A 12425-nucleotide genomic window follows, 5' to 3' on the forward strand; every position below is an offset into this window, starting at 1 on the left:
ACCTTGCATGTCTGATGCACTCTGGGCCGCCCGCCTGGGCGATGCGCTCGATCACACCTCGATGATGGCCGACATCCTCGGTGGCGTGCTCGAGGTCGCGGCCAACATCGCGATTACCGCGCTGGCCACTGCCGCCGTGGTGGCGGCCACCGGCATCACCGTCGTCACTGGCGGGTTGGGTTGCTTCGTGCTCGGCCTGGTGGTGGGCACGATCGTGGGCCTTGCCATGAGCAAGACCGGGGCCGACAAAGGCTTAAGCAATCTGTGCGAGAGCTTCAGCAACGCGCTGTTTCCGCCCACGGTGCAGGCGAACATTCTCACCGGTTCCACCAACACCCTCACCAACAACATTCCCGCCGCCCGGGCTGCCGGAGCGATCCCGTCCCATGTCGCGCCCGCCGGCACCGAGCTGGAAATACCCGAGCCCGAAGCAGAAGCCAGTTACCTGGACATGGCCGAGAGCTTCTTCTCCCAGATGTGGCGCCCCACCGTTGCTACCCCGGCGCCGGGCGCCGTGCCCAAGCCGCTGGACCTGCTCGTCTGCATGAAACATCCGCCGATGCCGCCGCAGTTTATGGCCGAGGGCTCGGACAAGGTCACCATCAACGGCCAGCCCGCCGTGCGCAGCGGCGACCGCAGCACCTGCGATGCCAAGGTGGTGTCGTCCGGGTTGATCTCCTCCAACGTGACCATCGGTGGCGGTTCGGTGGTGGTGCGCGAGATCCGCAGCGGCAAGACCCCAGGCGTAGGGCTGGCGGTCACCGCGTTGCTGATGCTCAAGGGCGGCAAGGGGAAGTTCTTCAGCAAATTGCCGTGCATGCTGATCGGTGGCGCGACGTCGATGGCCGTCAGCAGCGCGATGGGCGCCATGGCCAACGCCGCCATGGGCTCGTCGAACCCGGTGCACGCGGCGACCGGGGCCAAGGTGCTGGGTGGCGATGACGAGCTGGATTTCGTGTTGCCCGGCATCTTGCCGATGGATTGGCAGCGCTTCTACAACAGCCGTGACGAACGTCGCGATGGGTTGTTTGGGGCGGGTTGGAGTGTGTCCTACGAGGTGCGGGTTGAAATCCTGCCTCACCCGGAGGGTGGAGAAACGCTGGTCTACACCGATGAGCAGGCCCGGCGCATCGACATGGGTTCGATTCCCTTGGGCGGCGCGGTGTTCAGTGCGGGCGAAGGGCTGAGTGTTCGACGCCACGTTAATGGGCAGTTGTTGATCGAAAGCGATGACGGTGTGTACCGCTTGTTCAATCCGACGCCGGGCAATACAGCGCTGCTGCGCCTTGATCAATTGGGCGACCGCAATGACAACCGCATCCATCTCGACTATGACGAAACCGGACGCTTGGTGCGACTGCGCGACACCTTCGATCTGGTGCAGGTCGAGCTGATTCGCGAACGCGAACGCGTGGCTCGGGTTGAACGCCTGTACCCCGACCAACACCGCGAAGTACTCGCCAGCTATGGCTACGACGCAGCGGGCGATCTGGCCGAAGTGCGCGACGCCACCGACCAGGTACAACGGCGCTTCAGCTACGACGCCGGACGGCGAATGGTCGAGCACCAGTTGCCCACCGGGCTGCGCTGCTTCTATGAATGGGCGCTGATTGAAGACCTGGAATGGCGCGTGGTCCGGCACTGGACCGACGAGGGCGACGCTTACCGGTTCGACTATGACCTCGGCACCGGTGTCACGCGCATCACCGATAGCTTGCAACGCGTCAGTACGCGGCGCTGGAACAGCCAGCACCAGATCACCGAATACACCGACAACCTCGGCCAGACCTGGCAGTTCGAGTGGAACGACGAGCGCCAGTTGCTCAACGCCACCGACCCACAGGGCGGTCGCTATGAATACAGCTACGACGACGCCGGCAACCTGATCAGCGAAACCGACCCGCTAGGCCGCAGCGACTCGACCTTGTGGCTGGAACTCTGGGCCTTGCCGCTGGTGGACACCGACGCCGCCGGCAACAGCTGGCAGTATCGCTACGATCAGCGCGGCAACTGCATCGCCGAAACCGATCCGCTGGGCCACATCACCCGCTACCGCTACGACACCCACGGCCAGGTCGTCGAGATCATCGACGCCACTGGCAAAGGCAAGAAACTGCGCTGGAACCCGTTCGGCCAACTGGTCGAGCACATCGATTGCTCGGGTTATCCGACGCGGTTCAGCTACGACAACCGAGGCTATCTGCAAACCATCACCGATGCCCTCGGTGAACGCACCCAATTCAGCTATGACGCCCAAGGGCGCCTGCTCAGCAGCCAATTGCCGGACGGGCGCACCGAGCAGTACCAGCACGACATCAGCGGCCAATTGACCGGTTATACCGACCCGGCCGGGCACACCACGCTCTATCAACACAACCGCCGCGGCCAGGTGCGCCAGCGCACCGACGCCCACGGCCGGCAGGTGCAATTCGGGTATGACAGCTACGGGCGGCTGCAAGCGCTGACCAACGAGAACGGCGAAAGTTATCGGTTTGCCTGGGATGCCGGTGATCGGCTGACCGAACAACAGGATCTGGATGGCAGCGCCAAGCGCTACACCTATGACCTGCTGGATAACGTCGCGGCGGTGACGGCTGTTCCGGCGCCTTACGGCAACGGCCTGGCCGTCGTCCCCGAGTCGCCCCCCGCTCCCATCGTTCACCGACTGGAACGCGACGCCGTCGGCCGGCTGATCGCCAAAGTCACCGACGATGGCCGCACCGACTACACCTACGATCCGCTGGACCGACTCACTGCCGTCACCTTCACCGACCACCACGGCAACGCACAAACCCTGAGCTTCGCCTACGACGCTCTCGGCCAATTGCTCGAAGAACAGAGCGCGGCTGGCAGCCTGCACCACCACTACGACGAACTCGGCAACCTGATCCAGACCCAACTGCCCGACGGCCGCTGGCTCAATCGCCTCTACTACGGCAGCGGCCACCTGCATCAGATCAACCTCGACGGCCAGGTCATCAGCGACTTCGAACGCGACCGCCTGCACCGCGAAGTGCTGCGCACCCAAGGCCAGATCAGCACCCGCAGCGAATACGACCGCAGCGGCCGTTTACGCTCACACCAACGCCGACACACCAGCCAACCCTCGCTGATGCCGGCCGCCGTGCAGAAACATTTCGAGTACGACCCCGCCGACAACCTGATCGGTAAACTCGACCAACAACCCGCTGCGCAACACCGCCAACTGCTGCACTACGACGCCACCGGCCGCATCATCGCCAGCCAGGACAGCCTGCACGGCCAGCGCGAAACCTTCGCCTACGACGCCGCCGCCAACCTGCTGGACGGCCCACAACCCGGCGCCGGGCTGGTGGTGCACAACAAACTGCTGACCTTCCAGGACAAGCGTTACCGCTACGACGCGTTTGGCCGGATGATCGAAAAACGCAGCGCTAAACGGGGCCTGCAGCGCTTTGCCTACGACGCCGAAAGCCGGTTGATTGAAGTGCGCAATGACAACGGCAGCGTGCTCAGGATGACCTACGACCCGCTGGGCCGGCGCATCGAAAAAACCGGGCACGACAGCAACGGTTATCCACTGGGAGAAACCCGCTTCACCTGGGACGGCCTGCGCCTGTTGCAGGAACATCGCCATCAACAGACCAGCCTTTACCTCTACGAAGACGAAGGCTACGAACCCCTGGCCCGCGTCGACGGGACAGGCCCGCTGCAAAAAATCCGCTACTACCACAACGACCTCAACGGCCTGCCGGAACAGCTCACCGAAGCGGACGGCCACAACGTCTGGCAGGCGACTTATCGGGTGTGGGGCAACACGTTAGAAGAGGTGCGCGAGCCGTATTACATTGAAGAACAGAACCTGCGGTTCCAGGGGCAGTACCTGGACCGGGAGACGGGGCTGCATTTCAATACGTTCAGGTTTTATGATCCGGATGTGGGGCGGTTTACGACGCCGGATCCGATTGGGTTGGTGGGTGGATTCAACCTCTATCAATACGCACCGAATCCGATTGGGTGGGTGGATCCGTGGGGGTGGGAAGTTTGTCGACTCAGCGCCTCACAGAAGAGAGCCATGGGACCTGCACCTAAGGGTATGGTAAAGCCGCATTACCATCATATCGTCCGCGAAAAAGCTCCAAAAAGCTGGAAAGCTCAAAATCAAAAGTACATTACCGACTCGCAAAAGATTCTGGCCAAACACAAGATTGGTCTAAACAACGATCCGCGCAACTTCACTTGGGCCCAAAATGGGGGAGGCAATCACTCGATAGCCAGCGCCAAAAAAGTCTATGAAGTACTACAGAAAGCGGACGTCGGCGGTCTGGCCAGTGTCCAGAATGCATTACAGAAAATGGGTGCACAAATGACAAAAGGTGTTTTTTAAATGAACAACCCAGAAGAAATTTATGAAAAGAACATCACGACTTTATTAGCCATTCACGCAGACATTGCGTCGGGAAATGCAGCCTCACTAAAAAAGCACCTAGAGAGAAATTCTGTTCTATTGCACCTGCCCATGTATGGCCTTGATGGGCATGAGACCCTGCTGCACATGGCTGCCGAACAGGGTCAAACCGAAATTTGCCGCTTATTGGTGTCTTTAGGTATTGCGCTGGACCAGCCTGCCGTCAGTTCCGGCAATAGCACGCCACTTGCCGCAGCCGCTGGCAATGGACATCTACAAACATGCCAATGGTTTCTTGAGGCCGGTGCTTTGGTGGATGGGTGGCCTAACAGCATAACCACCCCGCTGATTGATGCGATTACCTTTGGGCATCAGGACGTCGTCAATCTTCTTATAGAACACCATGCCAACATCAATCGACTGCACACCAGGCTGAATACTTCGCCATTGGACATCGCCAATACCTGGGGATTTACCGAGATTGCGTCCACATTAAGAAAATTGGGCGCGGTCAGTATCATGGACATTATTGAAGGCCGACCTGAGGAGTTTGGCGGTTCTATAGTCACTTTCGTGCACAATACCGCTGGCTGGGTTTTACCCGCCCAATTGAGCCCCTTCACCAATGAAGAGGGTCTGGAGCTGCGTGTTAGCTGCATCGATGGCAAAAACAAGTTCAAATTGCTCTTCACCATCGGACTTTTTGCCAAAAGTCCTCATACCGAATTATTCATATGCTTGCCTGGCGACTGGCCTTTGACACAGCAAGGTTTCCCCCCCCACAGTCCTTGGGTTTTCCCGGTCGAGTTGCTGTCTCTGCTCGCTCGCCACACGTTCGATTATGGCCCCTTGTCGGAAGGCTTCTTGATTCGTCGTTCCGATGCAGTGTATGCAGACCTGGCTTGGCCAGCCGGAGTGGATGCTTTCGTGGCCGTGGATAAAGCTTGGGATACGAAAACTGAAAAAGAGACGATCCCCGACGATGAAAAGGTGATGCTCTATGTTTTGGCACCTGTCAAATTCACAAAAAAGGGCGAGCCTGACGCAGTAGCATTGCGTGCTCTGACACAACGCAAACGTACGGCCAGTTGGGCGAGTGTGGTCACTCCGGCTCCGGATCCAGAGATAACGCAGTAGAAAAGTGGAGCGAAGGGACAACCACGATTCAACTTGTCAAAACAGCTGCGCATGAGGCTACGCTCCCGCACCGTGGTTCGGTCGCTCAATATGAAAAACACGAGAGCACTGAGTCAGTCCTTGCAGCCTCCAAAAAATGTTGGCTGGCTAACAAGATTCCTAAACCCAAACCTGGCCGCTGTTCATGACGGGAGATTAACGATGCTTGAAAACACATTCTCAAATGACGAAGCGGCCACGACAGCGGATCTGAATCACCTGGAATCCGCCATTGGCAAGAAGCTACCGACGCCCTTTAGAAACCATTACCTCAAGTACAACGGCGGCGAACCGGAGCGGACCTATTGGGTCAGCGAAGAATTTGACGAGCCACTGGAAGTGGCTGCGTTCAAACCGATTACCGGTAGCGACTCCACGCTGCTGTCCACCTATCAGTTGATGCTGAAAAAACAGGTACTTCCTGCACACCTCCTGCCTTTCGCGAACGACTGGGGTGGCAACTTCTTTTGCTTGAATCTTGATACAGAGGCCGTTAGTTATTTCACGACTGACAGCTTTGATAGCGACTTAAGCCCTGAAGATAATCAGGCCCAATCCGAAAAACTTGTCTGCTCGAACTTCCTCCGGTTTGTTCAAGGGCTGATCGATGAGGAAGATTTGGACGAGGAGTGAGTGAGCCAACGCCGCACAAGTAGCGAACTTGGTTAGAAGCGCAAATCCCCTGTGGCGAGGGCAGCATCGGAGCATGGCGTATGTCCTGACTGTCGTGCTCTCGCCAACCTATCTTAGTATGAAACTCAAGAGCTCTCATCATACCTCACAGCACTCAGCACTCAGCACTCAGCACTCAGCACTCAGCTTCGCGTTGACTCTCCAGTTTATGTTAATGGCACGTTTATGAATGGTGGAGCTTAAATATGATTGACTTCACAGCAGATATCAAATCCAAGCACTCCGCAGCAAACATCATATTAGAGGAAAACATCTCCAACCATATCGATGAGCTATATAGAAAACATAGCATCAAGGTAAAGAACTATAACCTACCAGACGGCGAAACGAGAGTGGCCTATATAGTAGATGACACCATCACTATAGCAACCCTTTCTGATGGAACAATATTCTCAATTGGTTGTAATGTACATTACCCAGGACTTTACAGAGGTGTACTTTCTACAGGAATGTCTTTTGGACAAATAAAAAAACTTACCAAGCGTCAACGGATATTTAATGGCTCAGTAATTATCGATGATGACTTCGGATTCTCCTATGTGCTACCCGCTCCTTATGATGAGATAGCCGATAGTATTGAGGACATACCTCTGGATTTGATTCTAAATGAAATATATATTTCTGATTTTTCCTCTTGGCAATAGCCCGTGTCAAAGTGATGGCTCCGATGGTGCCGCAAAATACTCTAAGGGCCACGAGCAACACATGGCTCCAGAAGGCGGCTTTGGAGACACACCTCATATCAAGTGGTACAACAATGGAGGGGATGGTCATATTTTCTATGACGTTCCGAACTAGCATGAAAAACAACTATCGACTGGAAAAACTTAAAAAATTTGAATTAGGTCCGAATGAAAGCAGAGAAGCTATCTATTCACTGATGTTACAGCCAACACTTTCAGGCGATTTCATTCAAGCACTCAACTCACTTAGCGATCTGGAGCCTCACATGACTTCAGACTACTATTATGTGGCGCACAAGCTGATTGCTAACAAAGGCAAAAAAATAATTTTCAAAGGCGAACTGTATAAGGCAGAAAGAAACGATCTCTTGAGTTTTCTTGATGATGCTGTGACTTCAGGCGATCTGCGCGAGTTATTAATCACTCCAGTTCAGCCACACCCAAACAGAAAAATAATATACATTTCAGAAGATGCAATTTATTTGTATGCGGCAGGATGATGCTAAGTGCCAGAATAAAAATTTTCAGGCATTGCCTGAGCATGGACGTTCCTGAAAAGCCACATTACACAAGGGTTTCAGCCTGACGAAGCCCAGAAGATGGGCGATGCCGAAGCCGCGCACAGGGCAATTATCAAGGCGGTAAAGGGGTTTTGGTTCCGAATACAAAAGTTGAGAAAGCGGTCCGGGTAAATCATGACAGCATGTGGAAAACCTTAAGAAATGGACATATTCAATCTACTTTCATACAAGCTTGAAAATTTCCTGAACATTCGGCCGTGTCCAACGAAGCTGGGCGCTGCTTTTTACGAAGAAGACGAGCCCTCACTGCTGTCTGTCGTCGCCAGAAAACGCAACGGTTCGACCTTCTTCGTGAGCCGCTGGCACGATTTATTTTCCAAAAGCGCCTTCGAAAAATCCATGTCGAAAAACGGTTTCACGGAATCGGACTGCTATGCCCTTCTCTTGGTTCTGTCCCGCTTTGGCTATCTGCTTGAAATCGACAACCGCCAACGAACCAACAAAGACTATTTTATTTTCTTCTATCTGATTCAGTTGATCAGCTTGAAGAACAGTCCTCTCGACGCAGATGCACAGCACAGCACAGGAACTACATGCTCAGGTTCCTGCTTTTCGAATTGAGTATTGACGACGAAGCATATCGTCGGTTCAGCATCAAGGATAATCAGTTGGTAATGGCTACCGACACCTTGGGGCCAGTAGCTTTTCTGGATGTTATCAATTTGGCTTACAAAGCGATCAAGTTTGATATCAGAAAAGAACATGAGTTGCTAAGCACATTGAAAAGCTATCAAACAAGCATCGTCACGTTATTGACCGAGCCCGACGATACAAACTACCGTTTCAGGATTAATGATCGCCACAGTGAACTCATGTATCCCGACGTATTTTTGCACGCATACGCTCAAAACAAGAAGCAGATCTTTAATGCTTTGATCGATACGATCAACCCCCTTCAATCAACGGAAAATCTGTTTGTCTCCAATATTATCTTGATGAATTACTCCTTCTATATTCTGAAAAGCAAGCCTCGCGAAATTCTAAAACTGAAAAAACACATCAATGATGAGACGCTGTTCAGCAAACTGTTGGAAGCAATAATCACTCGTCGAATGGCAATCAATAAATCACTATTCGAAAAAATATCCATAGGCTAGGATCTATCCTTGATAAAAGATAATCCAACCTCGTTTTACAATATCTTGTACAGCCTATAAAAGCCCATGTGAATCGAACAGCAAGCCGCTCTGGATAACATACGGCCGGCTGATCGCCAAAATCACCGACGATGGCCGCACCGACTACACCTACGATCCGCTGGACCAGCTCACCGCTGTCACCTTCACCGACCACCAGGGCAACGCACAAACCCTGAGCTTCGCCTACGACGCCCTCGGCCAGTTGCTCGAAGAACAAAGCGCGGCTGGCAGCCTGCACCACCACTACGACGAACTCGGCAACCTGATCCAGACCCAACTGCCCGACGGCCGCTGGCTCAATCGCCTGTACTACGGCAGCGGCCACCTGCACCAGATCAACCTCGACGGCCAGGTCATCAGCGACTTCGAACGCGACCGCCTGCACCGCGAAGTGCTACGCACCCAAGGCCAGATCAGCACCCGCAGCGAGTACGACCGCAGCGGCCGTTTACGCTCACGCCAACGCCGACACACCAGCCAGCCCTCGCTGATGCCGGCCGCCGTGCAGAAACATTTCGAGTACGACCCCGCCGACAACCTGATCGGCAAACTCGACCAGCAACCCACCACGCAACAGCGCCAACTGCTGCACTACGACGCCACTGGCCGCATCATCGCCAGCCAGGACAGCCTGCACGGCCAGCGCGAAACCTTCGCCTACGACGCCGCCGCCAACCTGCTGGACGGCCCGCAACCCGGTGCCGGGCTGGTGGTGCACAACAAACTGCTGACCTATCAGGACAAGCGTTACCGCTACGACGCCTTCGGCCGGATGATCGAAAAACGCAGCGCTAAACGGGGCCTGCAACGCTTTGCCTACGACGCCGAAAGCCGGTTGATTGAAGTGCGCAATGACAACGGCAGCGTGCTCAGGATGACCTACGACCCGCTGGGCCGGCGCATCGAAAAAACCGGGCACGACAGCAACGGTTATCCACTGGGAGAAACCCGCTTCACCTGGGACGGCCTGCGCCTGTTGCAGGAACATCGCCATCAACAGACCAGCCTTTACCTCTACGAAGACGAAGGCTACGAACCCCTGGCCCGCGTCGACGGGACAGGCCCGCTGCAAAAAATCCGCTACTACCACAACGACCTCAACGGCCTGCCGGAACAGCTCACCGAAGCGGACGGCCACAACGTCTGGCAGGCGACTTATCGGGTGTGGGGCAACACGTTAGAAGAGGTGCGCGAGCCGTATTACATTGAAGAACAGAACCTGCGGTTCCAGGGGCAGTACCTGGACCGGGAGACGGGGCTGCATTTCAATACGTTCAGGTTTTATGATCCGGATGTGGGGCGGTTTACTTCGCCGGATCCGATTGGGTTGGCAGGGGGAATCAATCTATATCTGTATGCGGCCAATCCACTCGAGTGGGTGGACCCGTTGGGATGGAGTTGCTCGTCATCCATTAACAAACGAATCAACAAGCTGAAAAAACAGGGCTATCAGGACCATCACATACTGAGTGATAAACACGCCAGCACCAAAAATCATCCGCTGCTCAAGTTAGCTGGATTTGACTTGCAAAGCAGACAAAATAAAATTTTCCTACCCAATAAGGCTACCGCCATGACCGACGGACGCCGATCAATCCATGAGGGACGCCACGCCGGCAGAGTCAACGACAACCTGGCCGGACGAATGACCCAAGTAGAGAAAGCCGGCAAGCGGAACAACTGGAACCAGGCGCAATATCGCAAGGCCCTGGATAAAATAGTTTCCGATGAGCGCAAACTACTCCGTTCCGGCGAGAGGCAACTGAACAAAAATGCCCGTCCCGGCGCTTATTACGATTAGGAAAATCAAGCATGATCTTAAGTTGGAAAGCCCCTACTTATTACAGCGAACAACTGATCGGCTCGTATGACATCGAAAGCGGTTCTTATGAAACCGCCGGTTCGAATTTTGACTACCTGTCATTGTTGGCGGGAAAACCCTATCCATTGAATATGGACAAGCCAAAGGTCTATTTTCCGTGCAAGAAAAAAAAGCTGCTTGCGTATGACTGCCTATGGCTACTTGGGGGAGTCCCATTAGTCACTGAGCGACTTGCGGATTTTCTCACCCATCAATCTGCTCAGGACATTCAACTCATTCAACCTGCTGTCGTCATTGCAGACGGGGAAGAGGTCGACGAAGCTTTTTTCATAGTGAATGCAATCAATACCGTCAACGCGATAGATCAAGGGCAATCTGCCGCTGAACGGGATGATGACGGATCGATCATCTATTTCACTAAAACCTGGTTCCTGGACAACGCTGCGGGAATGCGCGGGATCGCTCGTGAGCCAGAGTCGGGAGACCTTCTGATCTCTCAGCAGTTGGCCGATTCTATGATCGAGAAAAAATTCAAAAGCAACAAAGGCTTGGGTTTCTATATCGCCAACCGCACGTTTGTCCCTTATAAAAATCAGGCCTAGGCTTCTGGCCCTCATGAGACAAGAGGCTTTCATGTTCTATACCCTTGCATTCAAGAAAGACAAAAACTGTCCAACCTTCATTGATGGCGTCATTCATGAGTCGTTCAGCCCTGGCGCCTATGACGATGCGATGGATGCCGACTGGCACGACGCGGGCCCCGACGAAGCTCTCGCTCCCCTCCCGAAGAAGCTGGTGCTGATTACCAAGGACAAGCGCTATGACTTTGACTTTTGCACAGCCTTTGAGGGGCATATTGTCAGTGAGCGCTTCCTGAAAGTCTTCCAGACCCTCAAAACTTCCCGATGGGAGATCGCAGAGTTGGAGATTGTCAACCCAATAGGTGTTTCGGTCGCACAGCGCCAATATTTTTTCATGCGCCAGCAACGAATAGACAAGGAGCCTGTGGACGTAATCGATCAGACACAGTCGAAGATTAATTTTCGAGCGAGCGGCGAAATCAAAAATATCATCAGCCTGACAATCAAAGAAAATGTCAGCACAGATTTTTTTAGTATCGATGAAATTACTTTACTTGGATTTGTATTTCTTTCGCCTCACGCCGCCACTGCACTTAAAGAACTAAATCTGGTAGGTGCAGAAGTGGTCGATACGGAGAAGGTCGGCTCAATAGATAGAGCCTAGGTCCCCCCACTCAGCATGCAGGTGATTACCCTTTTCAAGATCAAGCTAACCGAAACCGAACCAATCGATTTACTCAAGGGTGACTGAATTGATCCCCTATGAAAAGGTGGATCAGAACGGTGAGGATCTATTAACGCTGAGATTAATGATGCTCGAAAACAAATTTTCGAATAACGAGGCGGCCATTACGCCGGCGGATCTGGATCACCTGGAATCCGCCATTGGTAAGAAGCTACCGACGTCCTTTAAAAACCATTACCTCAAGTACAACGGCGGTGTACCGGAGCGGACGTATTGGGTCAGCGAAGATTTTGACGAGCCACTGGAAGTGGCCGCGTTCAAGCCGATTACCGGTGGCGACTCCACATTGCTGTCCACCTATCAGTTGATGCTAAAAAAACAGGTACTTCCTGCACACCTTCTGCCTTTCGCGAACGACTGGGGTGGTAACTTCTTTTGCCTGAATCTTGATACGGAGGCCGTTAGTTACTTCACCACTGACAGCTTTGACAGTGACCTAAGCCCTGAAGAAAATCAGGCTGAATCCGAAAAGCTGGTCTGCTCGAATTTCCTTCGGTTTGTTCAAGGGCTGATCGATGAGGAAGATTTGGACGAGAAGTGAATGAGCCAATGCCGCACAAGAAGCGGACTTGGTTAGAAACGCAGATCCCCTGTGGCGAGGGAGCTTGCTCCCGTTGG

The 12425-nt window shown here is 54.0% G+C and carries 11 protein-coding genes and 1 pseudogene; all 12 read left to right on the plus strand.

Features of this window, described 5'->3' with window-relative positions; genetic code table 11:
- The first annotated feature begins 7 nt into the window (after positions 1–7).
- The 12 genes and pseudogenes from KW837_RS10515 to KW837_RS10565 all read left to right on the plus strand — a co-directional run bounded on the left by KW837_RS10515 (position 8) and on the right by KW837_RS10565 (position 12348).
- Positions 8–4366 (plus strand): RHS repeat-associated core domain-containing protein, encoded by a 4359-nt coding sequence (locus KW837_RS10515; protein ID WP_218395561.1) that lies wholly within the window; start codon positions 8–10, stop codon positions 4364–4366.
- Positions 4367–5524 carry an ankyrin repeat domain-containing protein gene (locus tag KW837_RS10520; RefSeq protein WP_218395563.1) on the plus strand — a complete coding sequence of 386 codons (1158 nt, stop codon included), beginning with the start codon at positions 4367–4369 and terminating at the stop codon, positions 5522–5524.
- Positions 5476–5712: an HNH endonuclease gene (locus tag KW837_RS29035; protein WP_218395565.1), complete on the plus strand. Its 237-nt coding sequence runs from the start codon at positions 5476–5478 to the stop codon at positions 5710–5712. Before KW837_RS10520 ends, KW837_RS29035 begins: the two co-directional genes overlap by 49 nt.
- Before the next feature lie 13 nt (positions 5713–5725).
- Positions 5726–6196, plus strand: a complete 471-nt coding sequence (locus KW837_RS10530) for an SMI1/KNR4 family protein (RefSeq protein ID WP_218395567.1) — start codon at positions 5726–5728, stop codon at positions 6194–6196.
- Between the two features lie 245 nt (positions 6197–6441).
- Entirely contained in the window at positions 6442–6900 is a 459-nt protein-coding gene (locus tag KW837_RS10535) for a hypothetical protein (RefSeq protein WP_218395569.1), read from the plus strand.
- A 155-nt stretch (positions 6901–7055) separates the two neighbouring features.
- Positions 7056–7439, plus strand: coding sequence for a hypothetical protein (locus KW837_RS10540; RefSeq protein WP_256348653.1), 384 nt, complete (start codon positions 7056–7058; stop codon positions 7437–7439).
- 222 nt (positions 7440–7661) lie between these two features.
- Positions 7662–8081, plus strand: a complete 420-nt coding sequence (locus tag KW837_RS28740) for a hypothetical protein (protein WP_256348654.1) — start codon at positions 7662–7664, stop codon at positions 8079–8081.
- A 53-nt stretch (positions 8082–8134) separates the two neighbouring features.
- A complete protein-coding gene (locus KW837_RS28745) occupies positions 8135–8617 on the plus strand; it encodes a hypothetical protein (RefSeq protein WP_256348655.1) in 483 nt (160 codons plus the stop codon).
- 103 nt (positions 8618–8720) lie between these two features.
- Positions 8721–10460, plus strand: a pseudogene (locus KW837_RS10550) (RHS repeat-associated core domain-containing protein); the annotation flags it as partial.
- 11 nt (positions 10461–10471) lie between these two features.
- Positions 10472–11083 (plus strand): imm11 family protein, encoded by a 612-nt coding sequence (locus KW837_RS10555; protein ID WP_218395571.1) that lies wholly within the window; start codon positions 10472–10474, stop codon positions 11081–11083.
- A gap of 31 nt (positions 11084–11114) precedes the next feature.
- A complete protein-coding gene (locus tag KW837_RS10560) occupies positions 11115–11726 on the plus strand; it encodes an Imm43 family immunity protein (protein ID WP_218395573.1) in 612 nt (203 codons plus the stop codon).
- A gap of 79 nt (positions 11727–11805) precedes the next feature.
- Positions 11806–12348, plus strand: coding sequence for an SMI1/KNR4 family protein (locus KW837_RS10565; protein WP_371317124.1), 543 nt, complete (start codon positions 11806–11808; stop codon positions 12346–12348).
- The last annotated feature ends 77 nt before the right edge of the window (positions 12349–12425 follow it).

It is taken from the genome of Pseudomonas sp. PDM24, from assembly GCF_019218905.1.
Classification (GTDB): Bacteria; Pseudomonadota; Gammaproteobacteria; order Pseudomonadales; family Pseudomonadaceae; genus Aquipseudomonas.

Coding starts and splice junctions, on each gene's coding strand:
- KW837_RS10560 (WP_218395573.1), top strand. CDS start 11,115: ATGTTCTATACCCTTGCATTCAAGAAAGACAAAAACTGTCCAACCTTC.
- KW837_RS10530 (WP_218395567.1), top strand. CDS start 5,726: ATGCTTGAAAACACATTCTCAAATGACGAAGCGGCCACGACAGCGGAT.
- KW837_RS10540 (WP_256348653.1), top strand. CDS start 7,056: ATGAAAAACAACTATCGACTGGAAAAACTTAAAAAATTTGAATTAGGT.
- KW837_RS28740 (WP_256348654.1), top strand. CDS start 7,662: ATGGACATATTCAATCTACTTTCATACAAGCTTGAAAATTTCCTGAAC.
- KW837_RS10515 (WP_218395561.1), top strand. CDS start 8: ATGTCTGATGCACTCTGGGCCGCCCGCCTGGGCGATGCGCTCGATCAC.
- KW837_RS10555 (WP_218395571.1), top strand. CDS start 10,472: ATGATCTTAAGTTGGAAAGCCCCTACTTATTACAGCGAACAACTGATC.
- KW837_RS10535 (WP_218395569.1), top strand. CDS start 6,442: ATGATTGACTTCACAGCAGATATCAAATCCAAGCACTCCGCAGCAAAC.
- KW837_RS10520 (WP_218395563.1), top strand. CDS start 4,367: ATGAACAACCCAGAAGAAATTTATGAAAAGAACATCACGACTTTATTA.
- KW837_RS28745 (WP_256348655.1), top strand. CDS start 8,135: ATGGCTACCGACACCTTGGGGCCAGTAGCTTTTCTGGATGTTATCAAT.